Origin of the sequence: Corynebacterium sp. HMSC22B11 (assembly GCF_001815965.1) — a bacterium.
Classification (GTDB): Bacteria; Actinomycetota; Actinomycetes; order Mycobacteriales; family Mycobacteriaceae; genus Corynebacterium.
The window spans coordinates 1-26,603 of record NZ_KV823516.1; the positions used below are offsets into that span (position 1 = coordinate 1).

Annotated in this window: 22 protein-coding genes; 15 read left to right on the forward strand and 7 right to left on the reverse strand. The window is 65.9% G+C overall.

Going from position 1 to position 26,603, the window contains the following annotated elements; translation table 11 throughout:
* Positions 1-137 precede the first annotated feature (137 nt).
* The gene (locus HMPREF3088_RS08450) at positions 138-1,118 is read right to left on the reverse strand and encodes a hypothetical protein (RefSeq protein WP_246818133.1); all 981 of its coding nucleotides are present in this window, start codon (positions 1,116-1,118) and stop codon (positions 138-140) included.
* A 206-nt stretch (positions 1,119-1,324) separates the two neighbouring features.
* Here HMPREF3088_RS08450 and dnaJ point away from each other — a divergent pair, with 206 nt between their 5' ends.
* The gene (gene dnaJ, locus HMPREF3088_RS08455) at positions 1,325-2,530 is read left to right on the forward strand and encodes a molecular chaperone DnaJ (protein ID WP_070759390.1); all 1,206 of its coding nucleotides are present in this window, start codon (positions 1,325-1,327) and stop codon (positions 2,528-2,530) included.
* A 26-nt stretch (positions 2,531-2,556) separates the two neighbouring features.
* On the forward strand, positions 2,557-3,015 hold the full coding sequence (locus tag HMPREF3088_RS08460) for a heat shock protein transcriptional repressor HspR (protein WP_070759392.1): 459 nt from the start codon (positions 2,557-2,559) through the stop codon (positions 3,013-3,015).
* An 86-nt stretch (positions 3,016-3,101) separates the two neighbouring features.
* On the opposite strand, the gene HMPREF3088_RS08465 is transcribed toward HMPREF3088_RS08460, so the two are convergent.
* The 3 genes from HMPREF3088_RS08465 to HMPREF3088_RS08475 form a co-directional block, all read right to left on the reverse strand.
* Positions 3,102-4,631 (reverse strand): basic amino acid/polyamine antiporter, encoded by a 1,530-nt coding sequence (locus HMPREF3088_RS08465; RefSeq protein WP_070759394.1) that lies wholly within the window; start codon positions 4,629-4,631, stop codon positions 3,102-3,104.
* Positions 4,632-4,703: 72 nt separating this feature from the next.
* The gene (locus tag HMPREF3088_RS08470) at positions 4,704-5,993 is read right to left on the reverse strand and encodes an alpha/beta hydrolase (RefSeq protein ID WP_070759396.1); all 1,290 of its coding nucleotides are present in this window, start codon (positions 5,991-5,993) and stop codon (positions 4,704-4,706) included.
* On the reverse strand, positions 5,990-6,550 hold the full coding sequence (locus tag HMPREF3088_RS08475) for a hypothetical protein (RefSeq protein WP_070759398.1): 561 nt from the start codon (positions 6,548-6,550) through the stop codon (positions 5,990-5,992). Before HMPREF3088_RS08475 ends, HMPREF3088_RS08470 begins: the two co-directional genes overlap by 4 nt.
* A gap of 224 nt (positions 6,551-6,774) precedes the next feature.
* On the opposite strand from HMPREF3088_RS08475, the gene HMPREF3088_RS08480 reads away from it, so the two are divergent.
* Entirely contained in the window at positions 6,775-7,680 is a 906-nt protein-coding gene (locus HMPREF3088_RS08480) for a carbon-nitrogen hydrolase family protein (protein ID WP_070759400.1), read from the forward strand.
* Position 7,681: 1 nt separating this feature from the next.
* Here HMPREF3088_RS08480 and HMPREF3088_RS08485 read toward each other — a convergent pair whose 3' ends face one another.
* Positions 7,682-8,920 (reverse strand): flavohemoprotein, encoded by a 1,239-nt coding sequence (locus HMPREF3088_RS08485; RefSeq protein WP_070759402.1) that lies wholly within the window; start codon positions 8,918-8,920, stop codon positions 7,682-7,684.
* Between the two features lie 260 nt (positions 8,921-9,180).
* Here HMPREF3088_RS08485 and clpB point away from each other — a divergent pair, with 260 nt between their 5' ends.
* Complete coding sequence (gene clpB, locus HMPREF3088_RS08490; RefSeq protein ID WP_070759404.1) at positions 9,181-11,763, forward strand: ATP-dependent chaperone ClpB; 2,583 nt, start codon at positions 9,181-9,183, stop codon at positions 11,761-11,763.
* 126 nt (positions 11,764-11,889) lie between these two features.
* On the opposite strand, the gene HMPREF3088_RS08495 is transcribed toward clpB, so the two are convergent.
* A complete protein-coding gene (locus HMPREF3088_RS08495) occupies positions 11,890-12,990 on the reverse strand; it encodes a hypothetical protein (protein WP_070759406.1) in 1,101 nt (366 codons plus the stop codon).
* A gap of 165 nt (positions 12,991-13,155) precedes the next feature.
* On the opposite strand from HMPREF3088_RS08495, the gene HMPREF3088_RS08500 reads away from it, so the two are divergent.
* From HMPREF3088_RS08500 to HMPREF3088_RS08510, 3 genes are read left to right on the forward strand one after another with little or no spacing between them, the layout of a single operon-like run.
* On the forward strand, positions 13,156-14,037 hold the full coding sequence (locus HMPREF3088_RS08500) for a sulfurtransferase (RefSeq protein ID WP_070759526.1): 882 nt from the start codon (positions 13,156-13,158) through the stop codon (positions 14,035-14,037).
* Positions 14,038-14,048: 11 nt separating this feature from the next.
* On the forward strand, positions 14,049-14,627 hold the full coding sequence (locus HMPREF3088_RS08505) for a PTS sugar transporter subunit IIA (RefSeq protein WP_246818134.1): 579 nt from the start codon (positions 14,049-14,051) through the stop codon (positions 14,625-14,627).
* Between the two features lie 4 nt (positions 14,628-14,631).
* Positions 14,632-15,174, forward strand: coding sequence for a hypothetical protein (locus HMPREF3088_RS08510; RefSeq protein WP_070759410.1), 543 nt, complete (start codon positions 14,632-14,634; stop codon positions 15,172-15,174).
* A gap of 29 nt (positions 15,175-15,203) precedes the next feature.
* Here the strand turns inward: HMPREF3088_RS08510 and HMPREF3088_RS08515 are convergent, their stop codons facing one another.
* Positions 15,204-16,073 (reverse strand): SDR family oxidoreductase, encoded by an 870-nt coding sequence (locus HMPREF3088_RS08515; protein WP_210401516.1) that lies wholly within the window; start codon positions 16,071-16,073, stop codon positions 15,204-15,206.
* A 106-nt stretch (positions 16,074-16,179) separates the two neighbouring features.
* Here HMPREF3088_RS08515 and gcvP point away from each other — a divergent pair, with 106 nt between their 5' ends.
* From gcvP to HMPREF3088_RS08555, 8 genes are all read left to right on the forward strand, one after another.
* Entirely contained in the window at positions 16,180-19,101 is a 2,922-nt protein-coding gene (gene gcvP / locus HMPREF3088_RS08520) for an aminomethyl-transferring glycine dehydrogenase (RefSeq protein WP_070759412.1), read from the forward strand.
* Positions 19,102-19,131: 30 nt separating this feature from the next.
* Positions 19,132-20,322 carry a glycine cleavage system aminomethyltransferase GcvT gene (gene gcvT / locus HMPREF3088_RS08525; RefSeq protein WP_070759414.1) on the forward strand — a complete coding sequence of 397 codons (1,191 nt, stop codon included), beginning with the start codon at positions 19,132-19,134 and terminating at the stop codon, positions 20,320-20,322.
* A 274-nt stretch (positions 20,323-20,596) separates the two neighbouring features.
* Positions 20,597-20,980, forward strand: a complete 384-nt coding sequence (gene gcvH / locus HMPREF3088_RS08530; protein ID WP_070759416.1) for a glycine cleavage system protein GcvH — start codon at positions 20,597-20,599, stop codon at positions 20,978-20,980.
* A gap of 99 nt (positions 20,981-21,079) precedes the next feature.
* A complete protein-coding gene (locus HMPREF3088_RS08535; protein WP_070759418.1) occupies positions 21,080-22,750 on the forward strand; it encodes a type III secretion system chaperone family protein in 1,671 nt (556 codons plus the stop codon).
* Positions 22,751-22,991: 241 nt separating this feature from the next.
* Positions 22,992-24,164, forward strand: coding sequence for a DMT family transporter (locus tag HMPREF3088_RS08540; RefSeq protein ID WP_070759420.1), 1,173 nt, complete (start codon positions 22,992-22,994; stop codon positions 24,162-24,164).
* Positions 24,165-24,376: 212 nt separating this feature from the next.
* Positions 24,377-24,934 (forward strand): orotate phosphoribosyltransferase, encoded by a 558-nt coding sequence (gene pyrE, locus HMPREF3088_RS08545; RefSeq protein WP_070759422.1) that lies wholly within the window; start codon positions 24,377-24,379, stop codon positions 24,932-24,934.
* A 58-nt stretch (positions 24,935-24,992) separates the two neighbouring features.
* Positions 24,993-25,862: a lysoplasmalogenase gene (locus tag HMPREF3088_RS08550; protein ID WP_070759530.1), complete on the forward strand. Its 870-nt coding sequence runs from the start codon at positions 24,993-24,995 to the stop codon at positions 25,860-25,862.
* Positions 25,862-26,593, forward strand: coding sequence for a TrmH family RNA methyltransferase (locus HMPREF3088_RS08555; RefSeq protein WP_070759424.1), 732 nt, complete (start codon positions 25,862-25,864; stop codon positions 26,591-26,593). Before HMPREF3088_RS08550 ends, HMPREF3088_RS08555 begins: the two co-directional genes overlap by 1 nt.
* Positions 26,594-26,603: the final 10 nt, after the last annotated feature.

The following is a 26,603-nucleotide window of genomic DNA, read 5'->3' on the forward strand; positions in this document are numbered from 1 at the left end:
ATTTCTCAGTCCAACTAATGGGGAGCAGTTCACTGGGCGGGGGCCTTTCGTGTTGCGGTTTTGCTAGGGGCGGGGGCGGGGCTGCGCGCTAGGGCGACTAGTTTTTTGGACGCCACCGGTCGGCCTGGAGGAAGGGGCTAGAGGCCGGGGCCACCTGGTCCTGGGTCGCTCGGGCCGCCTGGTCCACCGAAACCGAAACCGCCGTCACCGTCCAGGCCATCGCTGATGCGGCCCATCAGGTACGGGGTGGGCTTGACCTGGATCTCCACCTGGCGATCCTTATCTCCCCACACCACGTCCGTGAACGTGGTGACCTCACCCATGTGCAGCAGGTGTAGGCGTGGGCTGATCTGGCCCGGCTTCGAGCTGTATTGCTCCGCGGCCATCGTGGCCATCAGGCCGATCGAGCCCATCAGGTCATTGCCATTGGTGACCTCGCGCGCCAAGGTCAGGTGGCGGTGCGGGCTGGCGAAAATGATGCCCGAGCTCAAGTCCACATCGGGGCGATGGCGGGCGAAAAGCTCCTCCAAGAACAGCGGGGCAGAGCCGGCGTAATAGGAGCTGGAATCGATGGACCACACCATCTCCGGGTCCTGCTCGCCATCGTGGGGCAGAACGCCCGAATCCGAGCGCATCTCCCGGAAACGCAGGTCGGACTCGATGAGGTCCTGCCACAGATTGCGGTATCCCATCCGGTAGAGGTGCTCCACCAGGCCGCGGTCGTCGAGGTCGCGCTCCGTGAGCGCTCGGATCCCGCCGGGGCGGTCCAGGCAGAGGCGCACGATGAGGTCATCGGCGTAGGGGCGGACGGGGGAGTCCTTATCGAACTGGAAGGATCCCTTCGGCGCCACGCCCAGCTCCTTCTTGACCGGCGCCAAGCGCACGCGCATCGCGGCATAAAAATCCGCATCACGCATCTGGGAAACCGGGACCTCGGTGGGGGCCTGCGGGGTGACGCCCTGCGGGGCCGCGGGGGAGCCCTCCGACTCGCCATTCAAGCTCGCGGCGTCCGGAAAAGCAGCAGCGTCGGGCTGCTGGACCGGGGCGCTTTCCGCACCGCTGGCGGCGGCGGGTTGGCCGAAGAGCCGTTCAAACCAATTGGGCTTCCGAGAGGTCATATCCTCCAGCCTAACCGCTCGGGCGGAAAACCCCAGAAGAAGGAATACTTTGCCCGCAGAATCGTTGAGGCAGAATGGAAGCGCAAAGTTCAGCGCGGTAGACTCAAGGTTGAGTTGCGGGGCGTGCCCTGAGCAGCGCCGAACGGCATCGCGCAATAGCGCAAAAAATTTAGAAAAACAGCAGATGAGAACGAAGGCAGAAGACAATGAACCGTGAATGGATAGACAAGGACTATTACAAAGACCTCGGTGTGAGCGACAGCGCCAGCGCTGAGGAGATTAAGAAGGCCTACCGCAAGATCGCGCGGGATAACCACCCGGATAAACACCCCGGGGATACCGCAGCTGAAAACCGCTTTAAGGCAGCCTCCGAGGCCTACTCTGTCGTGGGTGATAAGGAGAAGCGCAAGGAATACGACGAGCTGAAGTCCATGGTCGCCTCCGGCGGTATGGGCGGCGGCTTTAGTGGTACCCCAGGTGGCTTTAGCGGCTTCGGCGGCGGTGGCGGCCGATTCGGCGGCTTTAGCGGTGGCACCGGGATGGGCGAGGAATTCAATATCTCGGACATCTTCGGTGACGTCTTCGGCGGCGCAAACAGCGGAGGCGGCGGCTTTAGCGGCTTCAGCGGCGGTGGCGGACGGCGCCAACGCAAGCGCAGCCGGGGCGCGGACGTAGAAACCGAGATCACCCTCGAATTCCGGGAAGCCACCAAGGGCGTGACCGTGCCCATCCGGCTCACCAGCGCGGCCCCCTGCACCAACTGCCACGGCTCCGGCGCGAAGCCCGGCACCAGCCCGCGCACCTGCGGGACCTGTAGCGGCAACGGGCTGGTCTCCGAGGACCGGGGCGCGTTCGGGTTCTCCCGGCCGTGCCCGGACTGCTCCGGCACCGGCACCCGCATCGAGGATCCGTGCCCGGACTGCTCCGGCACCGGCCAGCAGCACCGCCCCCGCACCATCACCGTCCGCGTGCCGGCCGGCGTGGTCGACGGCCAGAAGGTCCGCCTGGCAGGGCAGGGTGCCGCAGGCGAACGTGGCAAGCCCTCCGGCGACCTCTTCGTCACCGTCCACGTCAAGCCCGACAAGGTCTTCACCCGAAGCGGCGACGACCTGCAGCTCACCGTCCCGGTCAGCTACACCGAACTCGTCCTCGGTGGGGCGGTCACCGTCCCGACCCTGGACTCGAAGGTGCGCGTGCGCATCCCACAGGGCACCGCGGACGGCACGACCCTCCGGGTGCGGGGACGCGGCGTCCACAAGCGCAACGGCAACAGCGGCGACCTGCTGGTCACCGTGAAGGTGGAGATCCCGAACAACCTCGACGAAGGCGCGATGAGCGCCCTGCGCAGTTACGCCGAGGAGGAGAAGCGCTCCGGCTTCGACCCTCGTGCCAACTGGGCCGGTCGGGACTAACAGCCAGGAAGTGGAGGTGAAAGCCAATGTCTGAGGCAAGCAAGAAGCAGGGCCCGAATGAGCAGGCCGGGCCGGAGGCTGGTACGGCCGGGGCCAGAAGCAAGGGGGAGGAGCAGGAGGTCTTCGTGATCTCCGTGGCCGCCGAGATCACCGGCATGCACGCCCAAACCCTGCGCACCTACGACCGCATGGGGTTGGTCACCCCACAGCGCACCCGTGGTGGCGGGCGGCGCTACTCCCGGGACGATATCGCCCAGCTGCTGGAGATCCAGCGGCTCTCCCACGAGGAGGGCGTGAACCTCGCGGGCATCCAGCGCATCATCGAGCTGGAGGAACAGTTGCAGGCTGCACAGCAGGAAAATGCGGTGCTGCGCCAGCAGCTCGCCAATGCCCGAGGCGAATCGCGGGGCCGCAGCCGCGGCGAGATCGTGCACGTGCCGCGCTCCACCGCAGTGGTGCTATGGGAGCAGCGGCGCAAGCGCTAGCGGTATGTCTAGCCAGCCCGCCAGTGAGACGTTTCAGGCCCGCTCCCTACCTTGGGGCAGCGGGCCTGAAGTTCATTATTGGCGGTTTAGAGCGTGATCTCTCCGGTGAGGATGAGCCAGAGCCCCGCGATAGAAGAAATAGTCACGATAGCAGCGATCAGCCATTCGAAGGCGTTGAAGATCCGCTCGTTCGCGGAGATGCGGGTGAAGATGTAGATGATCATGCCCGGCATCACCAGCAGCGTTCCCAACAGCACGAAACGCAGGTCGGCGGCGTAGAGCAGCCACAGCGAGTAGATGAATGCCACCCCGCCGAGCAGCAGGTGAACCCGGTTGGTGGACTTCGGGATCTCCGGGCCGGAGAGGTTGAACAGGCGGCCGGCATCCGGGTGGGCGATGCCCGCGCCGCGGGTGGCCAGGAACAGCAGGTACAGCGAGCTGAAGACGTAAGGCAGCAGGTAGAGCGAGGTTGCCAGCTGCACCATCGTGGAGTACGTGGACTCGTTGAGGTAGAAGATCACGATGAACACCTGGATGATCACCGCGGAGAACAGCTGGGCGGTGACCGGGGCGCCCTTCGGGTTCGTCTTACCAACGAACTTTGGCAGCAGGCCATCCTGGGCCATCAGCATGATCGGCTCGGCGCACAGCATCTGCCAGGAGACGTAGGCTCCCAGCACGCTGATGCACAGGCCGATGGAGATCAGGCCCGCGCCCCACGGTCCGACGACGAGCTCCAGGACCTCCGCCATCGAGTTATCACCCATCGCGGCGAGCTCCTCGCGGCTGGCCACGCCGAAGGACAGGAAGCTGACGAGCACCAGCAGCAGGAAGACAACGAGGAAGCCCAGCAGGGTGGCCAGGGAGACGTCCTTGCGGTGGCGCGCCCGCTTGGAATAGGTGGACGCACCCTCCACACCGATGAACGCCCAGACGGTGAAGAGCATCATGCCCTTGACCTGGTCGGTGAGGGTGCTGACCTGGTTGCCATCCTCACCGAAAGAAGCGGCCTGACCCCAGAAGTCCGTTGTGAGGACCTCCGGCTTGAAGCCCACGAAGGCAACCAGCACGAGGAAGGCAATGATCGGCAGGATCTTCGCGACCGTGGCGACCACGTTCATGATCGCCGCCTGGCGCACGCCGCGCGAGAGCACCAGGAAGATCGTCCAGGTCAGCGCGGAGACCGCGAGGGACTGAACGAAGGGGTGATCGCCACCGAAGATGGGGAAGAAGAAGCCCAGCGAGCTGAAGAATAGGGTCGCATAGCCCACCTGGGCGATGATCGTGCCCAGCCAATAACCCCACGCCGAGGCGAAACCAATGAAGTCACCCAGCCCGGCGCGCACGTAGCTGTACACGCCCGAGTCGAGGTGCGGCTTGCGCTGCGCGAGAGCCTGGAAGACATAGGCCACACACAGCATGCCGAGGCCGGTGATGATCCAGCCGATCATCGCCGCGCCTGGGGAGGCCACCAGCGCGATGTTCTGCGGCATGGCGAAGATGCCGGCGCCCACAGCGCTGCCAATGATCAAACTGACAAGGGTGCCAAGCCGGACGGTGCGCGGGTCGTCGGCGACCAAGACCTCCGGGGTGGACGGCTGAGCGTTAGTCTTCATCTTTCGTAGGCTACAGCGAAGAAAGCACCGACGCGAATAAAATCAAAAAGGGGGTATCCCCTGGTGAGGCGCTTATTCGCGGAGGGCTGCCACCACCGCCGGGTCGTTGTAATAAGCGCTGTGAGAACTCGTCTCTCCACTAAGGGCCAGCCGCGCGTCGTCGACCCGGTCGATCCCGTACTCCAATAGCCGAGAAATGCCAGCACGCTCGCCACTGCCGCCCGGCTTCAGGAGGTCATCGGCCCCGAAAAGTGGGGAGGTGGGGTCGGCTCCGTGGATGCCCTGGTTCTTCGGGAGGACGGCGGCGGGGTCGGACGCCAGCTTCCCAACGGTGGCGGCGGAGCTGATGTTTTCGATGAGGTCGCCGGGTTCGGTGTAGGCCTCGACCCGAGCGCCGGGGTTGAGCCGCAGCTCGCTGGTGTGGTTGACGGGGACGCCGGGGCTGCCGAGGAAGGTGATGCGGTCGGCGTCGAGGTGGCCGTCGGCCGCGCCCTGACCGACGACGACGGAGCCGTAGCTATAGCCACTGACGTGCAGCGTGGCGTCGGGGTTAATCCGGCGCAGGCTGTCCTGGAAGGCCCGCAGCCGGGCGCCACCCGTCGTGGCGAGCTCCCCACTGGCGCCGCTGATCAGGTTGCTGGGGGCGTGGTAGCCGTTCCAGGACACCACCGCGACCTTTTCCCCGGCGAGTTGCTGGGCGAAGCGCACCTGCTTCGCTTTGGCGGCGTCCCCGCGGGACCCCACCCCGCCGACGAGGGTGATGACCCGATCTGCGCTGGCCACATCGCCGACCACGGTTGCGGTGCCGTAGGGCAGGTTGATGCTCTGGGCGGGCATCACGGCCGCCCCACCTGGTTCGGCCCCGCCCCAGCCGACCACGGGTACCGGGCGGACATGGGAGGCGAGTGCATCGACGGCGGATCCGGTCGCAGCGTCGACCGCCCGCACCAGTGTGAGCGCGGACTGCGCGATGCCGGTGAGCGGACCGGTCAGGGGTTGAAGTGCGGGAACCTCCGTGCGCGCCACACCAGCACTGTCGATGCGGATCATGGGCTCAACCCAACGCAGCGCTTTGAGGATGCCCTGAGCGATCTGCAGTGTCCGGGCGTAGCCGCTGGTCGAGGTGCCGCACAGGCCGGCTGCCCAGCCCGTGGAGTCCGCCTGTGTGAGCGCGGTGCTCAGCCGGTGGTGTGCCGCGTCCGCCGCCGCGCCCTGCCACACCTCCGGTTCGGTCATCCCCAGGCCCCTGCACTGCGCGGCGAGTTCGGAGATGTGATTGCCGGCATCCGACCAGGTACGTGCCTGCTCAAGAATCTCGCCGGTGGCGGCGTGCTCCACCGCGGGAACCGTCACCCCGCTCATGGCAGCTCACCTCCACCGGTGGGAGCCAGGCACCGTGCAGCCACCGAATCGGCCGCGGTGTTGGCGTCCTTAAAAGACGAGATATCGGCGCACATCCGCTGCCACTGATCCAGTTGGGAACGCAGGGCGACGGGGACGGCGGCGTTGGCGAGTTCCACTGCCGTGCCCATGCGTGGCCCGGGACCGGGAATCAGCCCTGGGCTGAGCCTTCCGGCCTGCTCGGAAGTCTGCGCGTGGAGTTTCTCGCTAGCCATGAGGACGTGCTCCAGGGCGATGGGGTCGAGGTTGAGGACGTCGCCGTAGTTCAGCTCTGTCTTGTTGTTTCCTGCTTCGAGTGGCTCGCCGGACTGGCCACCGGGGTCGGGGGAGGAGAGCCCGCGCAGGCTGCCCTCCACCTGGTCCGTGAGTTCTGCATGGTTGGTGAGCCCCAACCGGGCGCGTTCGGCCCCCGCCTGCACAACATCTTCGGCAGTCTGGTTTGCCGTGCTGGATACTGTGTCTCCGATGCGGCCGAGGATCTGCTCGATCCCCGGTGCGAGCGTGGTGGTCTCTGGCATTGTTCCCCCTTCGTGTTCGGTGGCCTGGTGGCGGGTCTGCTTTGCCGCCTGTGGCCGGTGCGTTTAGGAAAACACCGCCGGCGGGGAAGTCATAGGGGTTGCGGCCCCAAGAGAGATTTCTGTGGATAGCCACGTCGGGGATATCCACAGTGGCCGCGGAAGTACCCCAGACCTATTCGCTCCGAGCGGCAGCGCGGGGGCTGGTTTCTCGTTACCCTGGTGGCATGCGAATCTCCGTGATCCAGATGAGCGCCCAGCCGGATGTTGAGGCGAACCTCGCCCTCATCCGGAAGTACATCGCTGGCTCCGCGCAGAACGGTGCTGACCTCGTGGTTTTCCCCGAGGCTGCGATGTTTCCCTTCGATTCTGGGCGCCTCGACACGGTCGCTCAACCCCTCGACGGTCCCTTCGGTCGGGCCATCAAGGCCACTGCTGAGGAGCACGGGATCGTCGCCGTCGTGGGCATGTTCACCCCGGCGGATACGGTTTTCCGGCTGCCCAATGGGGAGCTGTCCACCGAGCGCCCGGATGATAGCGGTGGCATCCAGGAGTTCCGCCGCGTGACCAACACCCTGCTGGTTGCGGGGCCGGGAATCTTCGCGGGCTACGACAAGATCCACTGCTTCGACGCCTTCGGCCACCAGGAGTCCGCCACCGTGCGTCCTGGCAACCGTCGCGTGACTTTTGAGCTCAACGGCGTGAAGATCGGCCTGGCCACCTGCTACGACATCCGCTTCCCCGGCCACTTCATCGCCCTGGCGCAGTCCGGTGCGAAGGTCATCGTCGTGCCCACCAGCTGGGCCGATGGGCCGGGCAAGCTCGATCAGTGGCGTGCGCTGACCTCAGCACGGGCCCTGGACTCCAGCTCCTACCTCGTGGCCGCTGGTATGGCCCGCCCCGGCAGCCCCGAGGATTACGGCAAGCCAGAAGGCCCCACCGGCATCGGGCACTCCGTGGTGGTGAGCCCGCAGGGGGCCAAGCTCGCGGAGACCGGCTACGCCGCCCAGGTGCTGACGGTGGATATCGACCCGAATTCCGTGGATCACGTCCGCAAGGGCCTGCCGATCCTCGGCGGCCACAACCTCGACCGCGAGATCACCGAGACGATCCACATCGAGCCAGAGGACTAGCCTAAGCCCCATCCACGCTGAGCTGCTCGGAATCCGCGCCCGCTGCCAGCAGCGCATCCACGCTCGCGGTGACCTGCGCGTGGCTCCCGGCGACGAGCACCCGGGCGCCCTGCCACGCGCCGTCCCGGATGGCGGCGTTCACGGCATGGCCGACCCGCAGCAGTCCATCGAGCTCCGCCGACGTCCCCGTCAGCTCCTCCACCCCGGCCGCCTCCGCCGCCACGGGCACCACCCGCAGCCAGTCCCAGGCGCGCGCAAAGCCCAGCAGGCTGGGAAGCTCGTAGAATTCGGCGACGCTACCCGCTCCGACATACAGCGCGGTCTCCGGTGGTTCGGGCCGCTGCGCGAGCTCCAACAGCAGGGCCCGCAGTGGAGCCAGGCCTGTGTCCTGCGCAATCATGCACACCGGGCGCTCGTCCTCCGCATCCACACTGAGGAAGCCGTAGCTCGCCCCGAGCGCCCATTGATCACCGACCTGGGCCTGCGCGAGGATTGCGCGCCGGGCCTCGGTGTCCCCGCGCACGTGGAACTCGATCAGCCCGTCCGGGTTCGCGGGCGTGGCGGGGTGCAGGTATTGCCACTGGGTGTCGCCGTAGGGGGTACGGATGTCCAGGTACTGCCCGGTCCACCAGGGTTGCGGTGAGTTTTCCTGCACGCGAATGACGCCGATCGCGGGCCGTCCGGTCTCCTCGTCACCGGGGTAGGCTTCCGCCACGTCGAGAACCTCGGCGGTGCGCGTCGCGGTCGCGGTGCTGCGCTGGGCGCCGAGGGCGAGCAGGTGGCAGGTTAGGTCTGCGGCATCCTCCAGCGTGGCCTGTGCTTGCTCATCCAGGGTCAGGACGTCGGCCCCCGCGTGGCCGAGTGCCCGGGCGAGCGCACCGTAGTGCTCGGCCTCCAGCCCGTGCTTGCGCAGGTCGTGGCCGAGGGCAAGAAGGAAATCGGCTTCCTGGTGGGGGTATTCGCCGGTGTAATCCCCCGGGTCCTGAGCTAGCCCGAGGCTGGTGAGTAGTGCCCGGATGCTCCGTGCCAGGAGGGACTGGTCTGGTTTCAGATCCGACCACGTGCTCGGGGAAGCGTCTGGGAAACCCCCGGTGCGCACTGGCTGGGCGGTGGGAGCGAGCGCGGGGCCCTGGGTATCGAGGATGTCCCGGACGCGTGCGCTCAGGGGCCCGAGGTGGTTGAGGATGGGGGAGAGCAGGTCAATGGAGCCGCGGTCGCTGGGTGCTGCGTGATGTGACATTGTGTTGGGCTCCCTTCCTGGGCAGCTGCCGCGGAGGCAGCGGCCAGCTGTGATGCGGGCTCATTGTCCCATAATTCTTTAGCCCAAGGCCATCATCGGGGGCTGCGCGGCGTGGCCGGGGCAGGGAAGGGTAAGAGTGGGCCGGGGATCAAAAAATATTTTAGGTTGAGTGGAATAGACTCAAGGCTGGCGTGGTTGAGTCTAGTGAACTCAATTAGGATAGGTAGCAACAAACCTCACCACAGAAAGGTCACGACATCATGAGCTCCTTTACTCCAACCACCATGACCCGCGAAGCAATGCAGACCGCCCTGCAGGACGCCTCGAACCGCGGGAACCCGGACATCCGTCCCGGCCACCTGCTGGTGGCCCTGCTCGAGCAGCAGGACTCCATTACCCAGCCGATCCTCACCGCAGCTGGCGTCAACGCCGACGCCGTGCGGACCCAGGCGAAGTCCCTCGTGGAGGGCTACCCCACCGCACAGGGCTCCGGCATGGCCAATCCGCAGTTCAACCGCGACGCCCTGAACGCCATGACGGCCGCCCAGGAACTCGCCGGGGAACTCGGCGACACCTACGTCTCTACCGAGGTGCTGCTCGCCGGCATCGCCAAGGGCAGCTCGGACGCCGCCACGATTCTGCACAACCTGGGCGGCACCTTCGACGCCCTGCGTGGTGCTTTCGAGAGCGTGCGCGGCAACCGCAAGGTCACCACCGAAGAGCCGGAAGGCCAGTTCCAGGCCCTGGAGAAGTACTCCACAGACCTCACCGCCGCCGCCCGCGCCGGGAAGATTGACCCGGTCATCGGCCGCGACCAGGAGATCCGCCGCGTGGTCCAAGTGCTATCGAGGCGCACGAAAAACAACCCCGTGCTCATCGGTGAACCGGGCGTGGGTAAGACCGCGATCGTCGAGGGACTGGCCCGCCGCATCGTCGCCGGCGACGTCCCCGAGTCCCTGAAGGGTAAGAAGCTGGTCTCCCTGGACCTGGGCGCGATGCTCGCCGGTGCGAAGTACCGCGGCGAGTTCGAGGAGCGCCTCAAGGCCGTCCTCGACGAGATCAAGGAAGCCGACGGCGAGATCGTCACCTTCATCGACGAGCTGCACACCATCGTCGGCGCCGGTGCCGGTGGCGACTCCGCGATGGATGCCGGCAATATGATCAAGCCGCTGCTCGCCCGCGGTGAGCTGCGCCTGGTCGGTGCGACCACCCTGGACGAGTATCGCCAGCACATCGAGAAGGACCCGGCCCTGGAGCGCCGCTTCCAGCAGGTCTACGTCGGCGAGCCGACCCCGGAGGACACCATCGGTATCCTCCGCGGGCTCAAGGAGCGCTACGAGGTGCACCACGGCGTGCGCATCCAGGACTCCGCCCTGGTCGCCGCCGCCAGCCTCTCGGATCGCTACATCACCAGCCGCTTCCTGCCGGATAAGGCCATCGACCTGGTCGACGAGGCCGCCTCGCGCCTGCGTATGGAGATCGACTCCCGACCGGAGGAGATCGACAACGCCGAGCGCATCGTGCGCCGCCTCGAGATCGAGGAGATGGCCCTGGCCAAGGAGACGGACGCCGCCTCCAAGGACCGCCTCGAGCGCCTGCGCTCGGAGCTGGCCGATGAGAAGGAAAAGCTCGCCGGCCTGACCGCCCGCTGGGAGAACGAGAAGTCCAGCATCGACTCGCTGCGCGGAATCAAGGAGGAGCTCGACGCCCTGCGCCGAGACTCCGAGATCGCGGAGCGCGACGGCGACTACGCCAAGGTCGCTGAGCTGCGCTACGGCCGCATCCCGGACGTCGAGCGCCGCCTCGAGGAGGCCGAGCAGGCCCAGGCCAAGGCGCAGGCCGACAACCAGGAGATGATGCTCACCGAGGAAGTCACCCCGGACACCATCGCCGAGGTCGTCTCCGCGTGGACCGGCATCCCGGCCGGCAAGATGCTGCAGGGAGAAACCGAGAAGCTGCTGGAGATGGAGAGCGTCCTGGCGGGCCGCGTCGTCGGCCAGAAGGATGCAGTCAACGCGGTCTCCGACGCCGTGCGCCGCGCGCGTGCCGGCGTGGCCGACCCGAACCGTCCGACCGGCTCCTTCCTCTTCCTCGGTCCCACGGGCGTGGGTAAAACAGAGCTGGCCAAGGCTTTGGCGGAGTTCCTCTTCGACGACGAGCACGCGATGGTCCGCATCGACATGTCCGAGTTCGGCGAGAAGCACTCCGTCGCCCGCCTGGTCGGTGCCCCTCCGGGATACGTCGGCTACGACCAGGGCGGTCAGCTGACCGAGGCGGTGCGCCGTCGCCCGTACACGGTCGTGCTCTTCGACGAGGTGGAGAAGGCTCACCCGGACGTCTTCGATATCCTGCTGCAGGTTCTCGACGAGGGCCGACTGACTGATGGCCAGGGACGGACGGTGGACTTCCGCAACACGATGCTGATCCTGACGTCCAACCTGGGCGCTGGCGGTAACCACGAGCAGATCATGGACGCGGTGAAGGCTCACTTCAAGCCGGAGTTCATCAACCGCCTGGATGATGTGCTGATCTTCGACCCGCTGTCCGAGGAGCAGCTGGAGCACATCGTGGACATCCAGATCGGTGGGCTGGCGGATCGCCTAGCCTCCCGTCGCCTCACCCTGGATGTCTCCCCGGAGGCGAAGGCCTGGCTCGCCAAGCGAGGCTACGACCCGGCCTACGGCGCCCGCCCGCTGCGCAGGCTGATCCAGAAGGCCATCGGCGATGCGCTGGCCAAGGAGCTGCTCTCCGGCGCGATCCGGGACGGCGATACCGTCCGCGTGGACGTGGACCCACACGAGGTCGACGGCGTGGACAGCCTCTGGATCCACCGCGGCGAGTAATCGCATCCTGCCGGGGCGGGTGAATCCTCGCCCCGGCACAGCCAAAGGCCCGGCGGCCCCTCAGTAAAACTGAGTGCTCGCCGGGCCTTTTCCTCTGCTCGCTGTGTTTATGCAGGGCGCAGCGGCTTAGTAGTTCGGGTTATAGAACGCCTTCGGCAGGCGCTGGGAGTCCAGCTCGCTGCCGTCCGCTCCAATCACGCGCAGGGTCTTGCCGTCGATCACGATGGTGTTCGGCGCGGCTGGGACGCGGAACTTGCCGCTGGCCACGTTCGCGGAAGCCATGTCGACGTCCTCCTCGTAGCCCATGCCGTCGCTGTAGCCACGGTAGTAGTAGCGGCCGTTATCCGGGTTTTCGCAGATCGAGACGTAGGTGGAGCCGTTGGTCGCCGCGTATACCCACTCGTCGGTGGAGTTGCAGCGGGCGTTACTGCTGACCTCCCAGCCGTCGGAGCGCAGCCCGGAGGGGTAGTCGGACGGAGACGAGACCGCCTTCGGGCCGTTGGAATCTTCCGGCTCGGAGGTCTCGGTGTCCTCGTCTTCGTCCTCGTCGTCCTCCTTGGTGGTCGTCTTCTCGGAGGAGGGTTCGTCCTCGTACTCCGTCTCGTAGACGGTGACAGGCTCATCGTTGGAGCCACCCTCCTTGGAGCCCGCGAGGAACCACCACAAGCCGCCACCGATCAGCGCGAGGATCAGGAGGAGGATGAGCGCGATCAGCCAGCCCTTGCCCGATTTCTTTTCCGGGGCTTGCTGATAAGGGGCCTGCTGTTGTGGCCCCTGGGCGTAACTCTGCTGGTAGCCACCCTGCTGATAAGGGCCTTGCTGGTAAGGGGCTTGCTGATAGCCCTGACCATTCGGCGGCCCCTGCTGGAAACCTTGCTGATAGGGGCCCTGCTGGAAGTTCTGACCGTAGTTCGCCGTGCCAGCCGCCGCCCCTGCCGAGGCCGCGCCCCGCTGGTAGTTCGGTGGCTGCGGAGAGTTCGCCAGCGCCGCCCAGTCCCCCTCCGGGTTCGACGAGCGCAGGTCCGGGTCGGTGGTCTCCTTGCCCGAGTCCCGCGGCGCGTTGGGGGACGTCGGCGCGGGCTGGTCGGCGCTCGGCTGGTTGGTGCTCGGTTGGTTGGTGCCTGGCTGGCTCCGCGCCCACGGATTATCCGAGGGCTGATTCCATGGGTTCTCCGGCTGACCGTCGCCGGAGCCAGACGGCTTCTTCTCCCACGGGTTTTCAGACATCCACTGCTCCAGTCTTTGAAGGGTAGAAAGCTAACCTAAAAAGCATATAAGAAAGCGCGCCTGAGCGGGGGATAGGCCCGCCCGAAGGACGCTCCCACGGGGGCTCGTGGGGAAGAGGCTGAGTAATGAAAACCTCGGGCGTGCACAATCTCTAGGATGGTGACCATGAGCCAAGCAACTTCCCGGCGCGTGCACGATACCTTCTCCAAAATTCCGGGCCCATTCATCAGCGGTGAGCATCTTTATGAGGCCTATCGCCTCGGCGAGCGCATGACCATCATCGACTCCCACTGGGCTAAAACCGAGAACAGCGCGTGGGAAGCCTACGTGGGTCAGCACCTGCCGGGGGCGATGTTCTGCAACCCTCTCCAGCACCTGGCCGGCACCCCGTCGCGTGCCCGGGGCCGCAATCCCATGCCGGGTCTGGCTGCCCTCCAGCGCAACTTTTATAACTGGGGCATCACGGAAGGTCGCCCCGTCGTTATCTATGACGCCGGTCGCAATATTTACGCTGCTCGCGCCTGGTGGATCCTGCGCTGGGCTGGCGTCGAGAATGTGAAGATCCTGAACGGCGGAACCTCCCAATGGGAGAAGGCGGGCGGCGACGTCGCCGGCGGAATCGGTGCCCTCCGGGGACGCGGGGACTTCAAGGTCCGGCCGCGGTCCATGCCGGAGCTATACATCGACGAGATCGACGTCTGGTGCCGCGACCGGATGCTGGTTGACTGCCGCGACCCGGAGCGCTTCCGCGGTGTTCGGGAGCCCTTCGACCACCAGGCAGGTCACATCCCGAGCGCGGTGAACATCCCCGTGGCCTCCCTGCTGGATGAGGAGGGCAAGGTACTGGGTGGCGCACAACTGCGTGAGATCTTCACCAGCCACGGCATCGATGAGAACACCGAGCTGACCGTGCACTCCGGGTCCGGGCTGGACTCCGCCCTCTTCCTGGCAGCGATGGAGGAGGCAGGCCTCCCCGTCGGGCGGCACTTCGTAGGGGGTTGGTCACAATGGTCCGCTTCCTCCTCCCGCAAGATCGCGCGTGGTTAAGCTGGGGAAGCATGACAGATGGGCACGACTTTGAGGACCTCGGCGGCGCGGGGGATGTAGGCGCCGCAGGCTTCGGCGCGGCCGACGTGGACGCCGTCGCTGCAGACCGCGGGGAAGCCCTGAAGGCGGAGCGCACCCCGGTGGGGGCACCTCTCGCTGGAACGACCGCGCCGCTGAGCGCAGTGCCGCACCCTGTGTTCGCCTCCGGCTCCGCAGGCGCGGGAGTGGCTGTGATCCCAGACCCCGATAAGGAGATCGTGGAGGTGCAGTCCCCGGTCGCGGGAACCATCGTGCGGATGCAGCCCCACATGTTCGTCGTGGAGCTGGAGGACGAGAGTGCCCGCGTGCTGGTGCAGATGGGCATCGACACTGATCAGCTCAACGGGCAGGGCTTCGCGACCCGCTGGGTTGAGGGCTCGACCGTGCAGGCGGGAGCCCCGGTGGTCACCTACGCGCCCAAAGAGGTTGGCCGCCTCGGCTACGACCCGATCGTGCTGGTGTTGGCGCTATCCCACGGGTCGGGGGAGATCGAGTTTCCCGTCGCGCTGAGCGGCCCGTGCGCGGCGCAAGACGAGCTGTTTAGGGTTTAGCCACATGGCACGGCGTCTATTGAACCTCGTCACGATGCTGTGGATGCTCACCGCGTTGACGGGCTTTCCGCAGTTGCTGGACACCGACGTGCTGCGCCGGGTGGCGACCTATTACTTCCTGGGGCTGTTCGCGCTGCAGATCATCCCGTTGGTGATGACCTACAACGGCAGCTTCGGCCACCGGCTCCACCCGATCAACGTGGCCTATATGTCGCTGGCCTCGCTCGGGCTGGTCGGCAGCGTGATGCTGGCGATCGTGTTCGGGGTACACGGCGGCCCGGCGGTCACCATTTTCGCGGGCGCGCTGCTGTTCATGGGGGTTGTGGGAGCGACGGTACTCGCACTCTTTGCCCAGCCGTGGCGCGACTGGGCCTTTAAGCAGCGTGAGAGCGAATATCTGGAGCGGATGAATCACCGCTTAGAGGTGCGCGCGGAGGTGCGCCCCCAGCTGCACTCTGCCTTTGGGGAGAGGGCCTTTGGGGAGCGGGCTTTTGGGGAGAAGGCCGCTGGGGGCGAAGGCGGCAGGAAAACCAGCGAAGAGGACTAACCCGCCGGCTGGGGCTTCGCCCGCAAGTTCTAGAGGCCGTGCTTGGCGCGCATGATGCGCAACATCGTCTCCCGCGGCACGAGTCGCTGCAGGATATACGGCACCGGCGCCAGCGAACCCTGGGCGTACACCGCACGCGGGCGCGCTTCTGCCACCACGGTGTCCACCAGCTCCGCGACGTCCTCAGCGCTGATGCCCTTGGCTTCGTTGTCGTTGAGGGTGTCGAGCATCCGGTGGAAGTCCCGCGAGTACGGGCCGGTGTCGTCGACGTAGATGGTGCGCCGCGAACTGAGCCCCGTGGCGATCGCGCCGGGCTCCACGGTGGAAATGCTGACCCCGAACGGTGAGAGCTCGCTGCGGGCGGAGTCGGCGAGGCTGCGGATCGCGGCCTTCGAGGCCACGTAGCTGCCCCGGTAGCTCAGCGGGAAGCTCCCCAACATGGAGCCGATCATGACGATGCGGCCGAAACCCTGCTCGCGCATCGCCGGCAGGAACTTCTGGGTGAGATCCACGTGCCCGATGACATTGACCTGGAATAGCCGCTCCAGCGCCTCCCGGGGTAGTTCCTCCAGTGGGCCGTTCTGGCTCTCGCCGGCATTGTTAACGAGCACGCCCGGCGCGCCAAGTGCCAGGACGTCCTCGGCGAAGGTCTCAATAGAGGCCTGATCTGCGAGGTCTAAGGCTAGGTACTCCACATTCGGTACCGGGTCGGTGAGCGTAGCCGGGTTACGTGTGGTTCCGACCACCCGGAATCCGGAAGCCACGAAGCGGGCTGCGACCGCCTTGCCGATCCCGCTGCTCGCCCCGGTCACGACGGCGAGGCTGCCGTCCGGGACCTGGGGCAGGGCTGGGGGCAGGAGCCACGAGCTGAAGGAATTCACAGAAGTCTTTTTAGGCACAAAAGGAACCTTACCCCTGAAAACGTGACCCCGGCCACTATTGTCTGGAGCCTCCGATAGGATTTAGGCGGAATAAGCACACCACAAACCGGAAAGTTTGAGCTTGATGGCTACTGATCACGCAGCTTTTGTCCACCGCCACATCGGGCCCAACGGCAGCGATACCCAGGAGATTCTCGACTTCCTGGGCTATGAGTCCTCCGCTGCGCTCGCGGAGGCCGCCCTTCCTTCCTCCATCGTTCAGGAGGGGCCGATCGGCCTGCCCGACGCGCTGACCGAAACCGATACTCTCGCCGCGCTCAAGGCGATGGCGTCGAAGAATAAGCCGATGAAGCAGCTCATCGGCAACGGTTACTACGACACGATCACCCCCGCGGTGATCCGCCGCAACGTGGTCGAGAACCCGGGCTGGTACACCGCCTACACCCCGTACCAGCCGGAGATTTCCCAGGGTCGCTTGGAGGCGCTGCTGAACTTCCAGACCATGGTGCAGGACCTCACCGGCCTGCCGATTGCGGGCGCATCCCTGCTGGACGAAGCCACCGCCGTCGCCGAGGCCGTGCAGCTCATGGCCCGCGGCAACACCAAGGCCGCCAAGCAGGGTGGTGTGGTGCTGCTGGACTCCTCCCTCCACCAGCAGTCCATCACCGTGACTGAGGCCCGCGCCGAGGCTGCGGACATCCCGGTCAAGGTCGTCGATTTTAAGGACGCCACCGCCGCTGATTTCGCCGCCGCCGCGGGAGACACCCCGCTGGTCGGTGTTGTGGTCTCCAACCCGGGGTCCACCGGCCGGGTCCGCGACCTGAGCGGTCTGATCTCCGCTGCGAAGGAGGCTGGCGCGCTGGTCACCGTCGCCGCCGACCTGCTGGCCCAGGTTCTGGTGACCTCCCCGGGCTCCCTGGGTGCGGACATCGCGGTGGGCTCTGCCCAGCGTTTCGGTGTGCCGCTGTTCTTCGGCGGCCCGCACGCCGGCTTCATGGCCTGCGTCGATTCCCTGCAGCGCAAGATGCCGGGCCGCCTCGTGGGCGTGTCCAAGGACGCCGAGGGCACCCCGGCGTACCGCCTGGCGCTGCAGACCCGCGAGCAGCACATTCGTCGCGACAAGGCGACCTCGAACATCTGTACCGCCCAGGCCCTGCTGGCCGTCGTGGCGGGCTTCTACGCCGTCTGGCACGGCCCGGCTGGCCTGCGCCAGATCGCAACCCAGGTGCACGGCCGCGCCGTCGCTCTGGGCGTGGGCCTGTCCGAGGCCGGCCTGGCCCTGGCTCACGACTCCTTCTTCGACACCGTGACCGTGGATGTGTCCAGCGTCGGTGGCGCGGACGCCGTCCTGCAGCGTGCGGTAGACGCGGGATTCAACCTGCGGAAGGTCGACGAGGACCACGTCGGAATTTCCGTCGGCGAGTCCACCACTGACGAGGACGTCGCCGAGCTGCTGGCCGTCGTCGCGGAGAAGAAGGGCGCGACCGCGGATACCTCCGGCTTCGAGCTTTCCGCCGGCCCGCTGGCCGACCTCGGTGTGCTGCGCGATGACGAGATCCTCACCCACCCGATCTTCACCGCCATCACCTCCGAGACTCAGATGATGCGCTACATGCGCAAGCTGGCGGACCGCGACCTGGCGCTGGACCGCACGATGATCCCGCTGGGCTCCTGCACCATGAAGCTCAACGCCGCCGTCTCCATGGAGCCGATCACCTGGCCAGAGTTCGCGGGCATCCACCCGCACGTCCCTGAGGACCAGGCCGCGGGCTGGCTGGAACTCATCGATGACCTGGAGGAGCGCCTGGCCAAGATCACCGGCTATGCGAAGGTCTCCGTCCAGCCGAATGCTGGTTCCCAGGGCGAATTCGCCGGCCTGCTGGCGATCCACCGCTACCACCTGTCCCGCGGCGATGACCAGCGTGACAAGGTGCTGATCCCGACCTCCGCGCACGGCACCAACGCCGCCTCCGCAGCACTGGCCGGCCTGAAGGTCGTGGCCGTGAAGTCCGCCGAAGACGGCTCGATCCTGCTGGATGATCTGGACGCCAAGCTCGAGAAGTACGGCCCAGAGGTCGCCGGCATCATGATCACCTACCCGTCCACCCACGGCGTGTTCGAGGAGCACGTCCGCGAGGTTTGCGACAAGGTCCACGCCGCGGGCGGCCAGGTGTACATCGACGGCGCGAACCTCAACGCGCTGGTCGGCCTGGGACAGCCGGGGCAGTTCGGTGGCGACGTCTCCCACCTGAACCTGCACAAGACCTTCACCATCCCGCACGGCGGCGGTGGCCCGGGCGTGGGCCCGGTCTGCGTGGCCGAGCACCTCATCCCGTTCCTGCCGACCGACGCGACCGCCGAGAAGTCCGAGGACCCGGGCACCGGCCTGCCGGTCTCCGGCGCGCGCTACGGCTCCGCCGGCGTCCTGCCGATCACCTGGTCCTACATCGCGATGATGGGTGACGAGGGACTGACCGAGGCCTCCCGCATGGCCCTGGTCAACGCGAACTACATCTCCCGCAAGCTCGCCGACTACTTCCCGACGCTCTACACGGGCAAGAACGACCTGGTCGCCCACGAATGCATCCTGGACCTCAATGCCCTGACCAAGGCCTCCGGCGTGACCGCCGAGGACGTCTCCAAGCGCCTGATGGACTTCGGTTTCCACGCCCCGACCCTGGCCTTCCCGGTGCCGGGCACCCTGATGGTCGAGCCGACCGAGTCCGAGGACAAGGAAGAGCTGGACCGCTTCATCGAGGCGATGATCACCATCCACGGTGAGATCCAGGAGATCATCGACGGCAAGGTCACCGTTGAGGAGTCCGTGCTGCGCCACGCGCCGTTCACCGCATTCAGCGTGACCCGCGACGACTTCGAGGAGGCCGTCTCCGGCGGCAAGTACTCCCGCCAGCAGGCAGCCTTCCCAGTGGACGGCCTGCGCCACACGAAGTACTTCCCACCGGTGCGCCGCATCGACAACGCCTATGGCGACCGCAATCTGGTGTGCTCCTGCCCGCCGCTCGAGGCATTCGCCATCGAGGACTAAGCCCAAGCACGTTTGAAGGAAGGTTTTGCAATGACTGATTCTGCAAGCACCCCGAAGCACACCGCCCTGCACCACGTGCACGAGCAGCTCGACGCCCGCTTCACCGACTTCGGCGGCTGGGACATGCCCCTGAAGTACGGCAAGGAGCTCGACGAGCACCGCGCCGTCCGCGAGACCGTCGGCGTCTTCGACCTCTCCCACATGGGCGAGGTGGAAGTCTCCGGGCCCCAGGCCGCGGAGTTCCTGGACTACGCGCTGATCTCCCGCCTGTCCGCCGTCAAGGTCGGCAAGGCGAAGTACTCCATGCTCTGCACCGAGGACGGCGGCATCGTGGACGACCTGATCACCTACCGTCTCGCGGAGGACGACTTCCTCGTCGTCCCGAACGCCGGCAACGCCCCGCGCGTCGCTGAGGCCCTGGCGCAGCGCGCCGAAGGTTTCGACGTCACCGTCGTGGACCAGACTGGGGACAAGTCCCTCGTCGCGATCCAGGGTCCGAAGGCCGCCGAGGTCATGCACTCGATCGTCGAGAACGTCACCGACGCCCCGGAGGCTTCCGGCGCGACCGAGGACGTCAAGGGCGCGGTTGACGGCCTGGGCTACTATGCCGCCTTCAAGGGCATCGTCGCCGGTCAGCCGGCGCTGATCGCTCGCACGGGCTACACCGGCGAGGACGGCTTCGAGATCATCGTGGACAACGACGCTGCCGAGCAGGTGTGGAACGTCGCGCTGGGCAAGGCCACGGAGCTGGACGGCCTGCCCTGTGGTCTGGCTGCCCGCGACACTCTGCGCCTGGAGGCGGGCATGCCGCTCTACGGCAATGAGCTCAACGACGAGCTCACCCCGGTCGACGCGGGTCTCGGCATTCTCGCTGCGACGAAGTCCAAGGATTCCTTCGTGGGGCGCGATGCGATCGTGACGGCGAAGGAGAAGGGCGCGGCGCGGGTGCTCATCGGCCTGCAGGGTGAGGGGCGCCGCGCGGCCCGCAGCGGTTATACGGTCCTGGCCGGCGAGGGCGAGGATGCCCAGCCGATCGGAGAGGTCACCTCGGGCGCGCTCTCGCCGACCCTGGGGTACCCGGTCGCGATGGCCTACGTGGATAAGGCCGCGACCGAGGAGGGCGGGGCAGCCGCCGTGGGGCAGACCGTGCAGGTCGATATCCGCGGCAAGCAGTACCCGTACCAGGTCGTGGAGATGCCCTTCTACCAGCGCGAAAAGTAAGACAGCCGGGGCTTGACGGCCTCGTGTTACCCCTATTTCACGTTTATTTCACGTTTTGCAGAGTTTGAAGTCGGAAAACCGCAGAAAAGCGGCATCAAACTCTGCAAAACATGAAATGGGGGTGGCCCAGCCGGCCCCGGGCCAAGGTATCCCCGTGATATTCGCCGCAGCGGGCTGGCTGTGTAGTACAGTTTGCCGTGTTCGATGTGGTGGGGATTACACCCTAGGCCCATGTCACGCCCACTGTTTTTGAAGATGATCGTGAGGAGCGACCATGACTGCTTTGCCTACTGACTTCCTGTACTCCGAAGAGCACGAGTGGGTTAACACCACCGACATCACGGAGGGTGAGGTCGTTCGCGTCGGCATCACCCACATTGCTGCAGAGGCTCTCGGCGAGATCGTGTTCGTCGAGCTCCCGGAGGTCGGCGACGAGGTTGAGGCCGGTGAGCCATTCGGCGAGGTCGAGTCCACCAAGTCCGTGTCCGACATCTACGCACCGGTCTCCGGCGAGATCGTCGCCGTGAACGAGGAGCTCGAGGATAACGCCGGGATCATCAACGAGGATCCGTACGGCGAGGGCTGGCTCTATGACGTCCGCGTCTCCGAGCCGGGCGAGCTGATGGACAGCGCCGACTACGCTGCTGCCAACGAGTAAGAGGCGCTGACGCGCCGATCGGGCGGGGAGTGAGGCTGGCTGCCAGACTCGCTCCCCGCTTTCTGTTGCTGTACGGGGAGGCGGACTAGGCTGAACGACATGAGTGGATCGATTGTTGCCCTGCTCATCGGGCTGATTTTGCTCGTTGTGGCGGTGTGGTTGCTGAAGCACGCGAGCTCCCAGGGGGAGTCCGGTGGTGCTGCGGCAGCTAGGCAGTCGGTTCCTCCCGCTTCTTCCCTCCCGGACGCCGACTCCACCGACGACGACGGCGACGCGAACGGCGCAGCGTCGACCGCTGGGGCGGTTCCTTGGGGGACCGATGGCAGCGAGCTCGCCGACGAGCGGGCTGACCGTGCGACCGAGGGGGCTGTCGCGGACCCGGTTGGGGAGCAAGCCCAGCCAGAGGACGCGCCGGAGCTGCCCCCGGAGGACGCACAGGCCCCCGAGGAGGGGCCGGATATGGTGACCGCCGAGACTGCCCAGGGTGGGCTGTTTGCCTCGATCCGCCGCCGGCGCCGCCAGTGGGCTGCTGCGAACGGGGCGGAGTTCACCCGTGAGGATCTCGAACTGCCACAGGAATGGCCGATTGCCGCGCTGCACTCAGTGAGCGTCTCTCCCATTCGGGCCCTGGCCAAGGATGTGGTCAGTGGCTTCTGGGAGGGGCACGAGTACCACGTGGCAGACCTGGGAGAGGGTACGCTCATGGCGATGCGCCGGGCGGCCGCCTCCCCGGTGACGGTGCACTATTCCCGCGAGCAGGGGGTGACGGAGGGGCTGCGACGTTCCGAGCTGCTGGATCAGCCACCTTATGCCGCTTATACCTCCGACGTGCGGGCTCTCGACCGCATGCTGGATGTCCGGGTGGAGGACAGCCTCGCGGCGCTGAGCCAGGTCGCCTCCGACGTTATCTGGGGTGGCGACTGGGTCATCTTGAGCATTAGCCGGAAGCTGGACTTCAGCATCTGGCTGCGGATCCTGCCGGAGCTGCTTTCCCTGGCGCATGCGGCGATGGTTCTTCCGCCGCGCACGATGAGTGTGGTCCTGGAGCTGGAGAACGCGGACCAGACGCGGGCGCTGCCGGGTACTGCGGTCTCCCTCAGCCCCGCCGGTGCGGAATCTGCTGATTGCCAGCAGGGCGAGGGGGCGTTGCAGGAGAAGATCGGTCGGGGGCGTGGCGAGGAAAACGCGAGCCCGGCGGGGGAGAGGAAGTCACGGCCGGGCTACCTGCGTCCCGTGGGGCAGACCCCCGCCGCGCCCGTGGCGGAAGGGGAACCAGAAGGGGCTGCCGCGCCACCGAGCTCAGAATCGATCGCTTCGGAAGTTTATGCCGGACAAGAATGTGACGAATCATCTTTCTCTGATCGTCCGCATATTGAGCGGCCGGCTAATCCGGTGGAATTCCCGAGCCGTTTCGACCGGGGTCGTGAGGCGGACCCGGCTGATGATTTCAGTGACTCGGTGCTCGAAATGGATTCAGAGAATATCCCCCTTATTGGGGAGGATCCCGACCATATATCTGCATCAGTCGGCCAGCGCCCCCAAGTTATTCGTGCGGATATTGAGAGGGCGCCCACAATCTTTAGCGACGAGCTGTCCGCCACTGCTGCAGAGCGACGGGGGCAGCGCCGCCGTAGCGGGCGTCACCGCGCCCCGGATGCGCGCCATGCGCTCCCTTCCCCGATTGAGCCAGTAGAGGCGGAGATTGAGCTGGTAGAAGCGGAAATCGTCGAGCCGGGTGATGACGAAGATTGGCGTTCGGAGGGGCGTTAAATTCTTTAGGTCGAGGTGGTGTCCGGAACTTCCTGACGGCGAGGACAATGATCGAATTATTCGAGCCTGAATTGTTGAAAGAGATATCTCGGCATAAGGAATTCACTTCCCTTTAGAACATAACTCCCGTTATGCCCACTAAAATAGGTGATTGATCAATTGCGGAAACAATACGGGCATATTGGGTTATTTGTGATATTGGGCATAAATTATTGCAATTGCCTTAACGGGAAATGTAAAAATGGACACCATGAACACTGTTAAGGGTCAAGGCGCTACGGCGTCCGGACGCATGCTTCCAGTCAAGCCTGTGTCCCACGGCAAGGCCGTGCTCATTCTCGGACTGGGTACCGCATTCCTCGCTTTCACTCCTATCTGGGTGAAGGCCTCCAACATGGATCCCGCAACGCAGGCATTCCTGCGTGTGTTGATTGGCTTGCTCGTTCTGCTGCCATTCGGCTTCTGGGAGATCAAGCGTAAGGGCTCCCTGCCCAAGGCGGGCATTATCATGTCCCTCGTTGCAGGCCTGTTCTTGGGTGTTGACTTCACCTGTTGGAACTACTCGATCTTCTACGTTGGCGCCGGCATCGCGGCCATCCTGCTGAACCTGCAGGTGATCGTCGTTCCGATGCTGACGGCGATCTTCGATAAGTACAAGATCCCGCCGGTCTTCCTGGTGCTCGTGCCGATCATGATCGTCGGTGTCATGCTCACCGGTGGCGTCTTCGAGGGCAGTGGCGAGTCCACCGGCCCGGAGCAGATCGCTGGCATCAATACCGCAACCCTGGGCACCCTGCTCGGCCTGACCTCTGGTATCTGCTACTCCTTCTACCTGTACTTCTCCCGCAAGGCTGGTACCACCGCCCCGCGTAAGGATCTGTACGTCCAGCCCATGATGTACACGGCTATCTCCCAGCTGGTTGCCCCGGCTCTGTGGGCATACACTGGCTCCCCGCGCGGTGGCTTTGACTTCACTCACGGTGTCCTGGTCGATGGTCACCTGCCTGCCGTGAACCCTGAGTCCGCTCTGGGTGACGAACTGACCACCATGAACTGGATCTGGCTGATCATGCTGGCCACCCTCGGCCAGGCAATCGCGTGGACCTTTGTCCAGTGGGGTTCCGTCTGGCTGGATCCGACGCTGTCCGCCGGTATCCTGCTGCTCTCCCCGGTCTCCTCGGTGGTCATCGCTTGGCCGCTGTTCGGTGAGGTTCCGTCCCTGCTGCAGTTCCTGGGTATTATCATGATTCTGGGAACGGTGATGTACCAAAATGGCCTCTTCGATAAGTGGCTAGGAAAGAAACAAAAGACAGGCGATGTCGGTAACCCGGAGGACACAATCGAAGATGAACTCGTTCGAGAAGGCCTCGCTCCGGGGCACGATCCAGATGAGGCCAAGCCCCTGCGGGACTAAAGCAAGCCCCTCCCGGGACTAAAAGAAGACTGTGAATCCGCTTCAATCGGAAGTGTGACCACGAAAAGCTAGCGTGGTCTGACCCTTCCACGCGGCAACCCACCCAATGAGCCCTCGCTGAACGCGAGGCCCACTGGGTGGGTTTTGTTTTTCCTGCGGTAACTTAAAGAACAGCAAATCTTTCATCCCCTCCTCCGGAAGGAACGCGTCCCATGGCACAGGAAACCCCCTCCGTCGACCGCGCCGCCGCTGCGCGACTCGCAGAGCTCGTCAAGGAACTCGCCGTCGTCCACGGTAAAGTCACCCTCTCCTCCGGCAAGGAGGCCGACTACTACGTCGACCTGCGCCGCGCCACCCTTCACGCGGAGGCCTCGAAACTCATCGGCCAGCTCCTGCGCCAGCTGACCAGCGACTGGGAGTACACCAACGTCGGCGGGCTGACCCTCGGTGCCGACCCGGTCGCCACCGCGATCATGCACGCCGGCGAGGGGGTCGATTCCTTCGTCGTCCGCAAGGAAGCCAAGAAGCACGGCATGCAGCGCCGCATCGAAGGCCCGGACATCGCCGGCAAGAACGTGCTCATCGTCGAGGACACCACGACCACGGGCAACTCCCCACTCACCGCCGTGGCCGCTGCCCGTGAGGCCGGGGCGAACGTCGTCGGCGTGGCCACGGTCGTGGACCGCGACACCGGCGCCCGCGACGTCATCGAGGCAGAAGGCCTGGAATACCGCCCGCTGCTCGGCCTGGCTGACCTCGGTCTGGACTAGGCCCGCCCGCCGCCGCGGTGAAGCGATGGCCGCGCCGCGAAACCACAAGGAGACCCCGATGCGCAGCACCCTGATAAAGAACCGACTTTTCAGCCACGTGCTGGAGCGAGCTGCCGAAGGCGCCCACGCCCTGCGCGCCGCCGCCCGCCACCCACACCCAGGGCGCATCGCCTACCTGGCGGCCGGTGCCGTCTCCGTCGCTGCTGCGGCCACGCGCTCGGATCGCATCACGCGCGCAGTGAAGCCAACACTCATGCCCTTGCTCGCGAGCACCGTCCTCACACCTAGTGCCACCGCAGATAACCCGCGCTCCTGGCGCACCATCCGCACACCCAACGCGGGCCAGGCGCTTCTCCTCGCTGGTCTCGTGGGCGGCTGGCTGGGGGATATCACCCTGATGAATACCCAGTCCCGCAGCCCGAAACCGATCGAGCGGGCCACAAACCTCAACCGGGGTGCGGCGTGGTTCAGCGCCAACCAGCTGGCCTATATCTGGCTGCTCGCCAAGCGGGGCGCCCGGCCCTCCCCAATGGTCGCTGCAGCCCACCTACCGGCGCTGGCAACGGGGCTGGGGCTGGCCAGCTGGAAGCTGCCGAAGGCATTGCCCGCTGCTGGCGGCTACGGCTCCCTCCTGGGGGCAACCAACGTGCTGGCCCAGGACCCGTCTCTCCTTCGCAGCACGCCAGAGGAAACCCCGGAGGACTACGGCCACGCCCTCGGCGGAACGCTCTTCTTGCTCTCCGACGCCCTGATCCTCAACCGCCTCACCCTGTTGAAGCACGCGCAGCGCCCCACCGCGCCAACGGCCCTCAAGATTATCGACGCGCTTACCGACGGCGCGGTCATGGCGACCTACGTCATTGCGCAGCTGCTGCTCGTCGACGGGATCAATGGCGCCCTGCAACTGACAAAGAAAGGGGGCGCGTAGTGAGTCGCGAAGACGCCCCGGACACCACGCAACCAGGCCATCAGAAGGCCCAGCAATCGGAACCCAACGGCCCCTCCGGAAAGGGACCGACCGAGTGGTTCGAGGCCCGCGTCGGCGTCGGCCCCTGGGAGCAGGAGTATCCGGGGGTGCCGCTGCCTACGGAAGAACACTTCGACCCGGAACTGCTCGCACACGGTGACCGCCGCAACGTCGTCGACGCCTACCGCTACTGGAAGATGGACGCCATCGTCGCGGACATCGACTCCCGCCGCCACGAGCTGCACATCGCCATCGAAAACTTCGAGAACGACGCCAACATCGGCACCGTCGTCCGCACCGCCAACGCCTTCGCGGTGGATACGGTCCACATCGTCGGGCGCAAGCGCTGGAACCGACGGGGAGCGATGGTCACCGACCGCTACCAGCACCTCGAACACCACAAGACCGTCGCCGAGGTGCTGGAGTATGCGGCGGAGCGGGACCTGGCGGTCGTCGCCGTGGACAACACCCCCGGTTCCGTGCCCCTGGAAACTGCCGAGCTACCGCGCCGCTGCCTGCTGCTGTTTGGCCAAGAAGGGCCCGGCGTGACGGAGGAGGCGCAGCGCGGGGCGCGGATGACCGTCTCCATCGCGCAATTCGGATCCACCCGCTCGATCAACGCGGGCGTGGCGGCGGGGATCGCGATGCACGCCTGGGTCCGGCAGCACGCGGACCTCTCCCAGGCCTGGTAAAAGCTGCAAA

Excerpts from the sequence above, each read along its gene's own strand:
- gcvT (WP_070759414.1), top strand. The coding sequence starts at position 19,132 with ATGACTGATTCTGCAAGCACCCCGAAGCACACCGCCCTGCACCACGTG.
- HMPREF3088_RS08510 (WP_070759410.1), top strand. The coding sequence starts at position 14,632 with ATGGCACGGCGTCTATTGAACCTCGTCACGATGCTGTGGATGCTCACC.
- gcvP (WP_070759412.1), top strand. The coding sequence starts at position 16,180 with ATGGCTACTGATCACGCAGCTTTTGTCCACCGCCACATCGGGCCCAAC.
- HMPREF3088_RS08450 (WP_246818133.1), bottom strand. The coding sequence starts at position 1,118 with ATGACCTCTCGGAAGCCCAATTGGTTTGAACGGCTCTTCGGCCAACCC.
- HMPREF3088_RS08470 (WP_070759396.1), bottom strand. The coding sequence starts at position 5,993 with ATGAGCGGGGTGACGGTTCCCGCGGTGGAGCACGCCGCCACCGGCGAG.
- pyrE (WP_070759422.1), top strand. The coding sequence starts at position 24,377 with ATGGCACAGGAAACCCCCTCCGTCGACCGCGCCGCCGCTGCGCGACTC.
- HMPREF3088_RS08540 (WP_070759420.1), top strand. The coding sequence starts at position 22,992 with ATGGACACCATGAACACTGTTAAGGGTCAAGGCGCTACGGCGTCCGGA.
- gcvH (WP_070759416.1), top strand. The coding sequence starts at position 20,597 with ATGACTGCTTTGCCTACTGACTTCCTGTACTCCGAAGAGCACGAGTGG.
- dnaJ (WP_070759390.1), top strand. The coding sequence starts at position 1,325 with ATGAACCGTGAATGGATAGACAAGGACTATTACAAAGACCTCGGTGTG.
- HMPREF3088_RS08465 (WP_070759394.1), bottom strand. The coding sequence starts at position 4,631 with ATGAAGACTAACGCTCAGCCGTCCACCCCGGAGGTCTTGGTCGCCGAC.
- HMPREF3088_RS08495 (WP_070759406.1), bottom strand. The coding sequence starts at position 12,990 with ATGTCTGAAAACCCGTGGGAGAAGAAGCCGTCTGGCTCCGGCGACGGT.
- HMPREF3088_RS08505 (WP_246818134.1), top strand. The coding sequence starts at position 14,049 with ATGACAGATGGGCACGACTTTGAGGACCTCGGCGGCGCGGGGGATGTA.
- HMPREF3088_RS08550 (WP_070759530.1), top strand. The coding sequence starts at position 24,993 with ATGCGCAGCACCCTGATAAAGAACCGACTTTTCAGCCACGTGCTGGAG.
- HMPREF3088_RS08535 (WP_070759418.1), top strand. The coding sequence starts at position 21,080 with ATGAGTGGATCGATTGTTGCCCTGCTCATCGGGCTGATTTTGCTCGTT.
- HMPREF3088_RS08500 (WP_070759526.1), top strand. The coding sequence starts at position 13,156 with ATGAGCCAAGCAACTTCCCGGCGCGTGCACGATACCTTCTCCAAAATT.
- HMPREF3088_RS08460 (WP_070759392.1), top strand. The coding sequence starts at position 2,557 with ATGTCTGAGGCAAGCAAGAAGCAGGGCCCGAATGAGCAGGCCGGGCCG.
- clpB (WP_070759404.1), top strand. The coding sequence starts at position 9,181 with ATGAGCTCCTTTACTCCAACCACCATGACCCGCGAAGCAATGCAGACC.
- HMPREF3088_RS08480 (WP_070759400.1), top strand. The coding sequence starts at position 6,775 with ATGCGAATCTCCGTGATCCAGATGAGCGCCCAGCCGGATGTTGAGGCG.
- HMPREF3088_RS08485 (WP_070759402.1), bottom strand. The coding sequence starts at position 8,920 with ATGTCACATCACGCAGCACCCAGCGACCGCGGCTCCATTGACCTGCTC.
- HMPREF3088_RS08475 (WP_070759398.1), bottom strand. The coding sequence starts at position 6,550 with ATGCCAGAGACCACCACGCTCGCACCGGGGATCGAGCAGATCCTCGGC.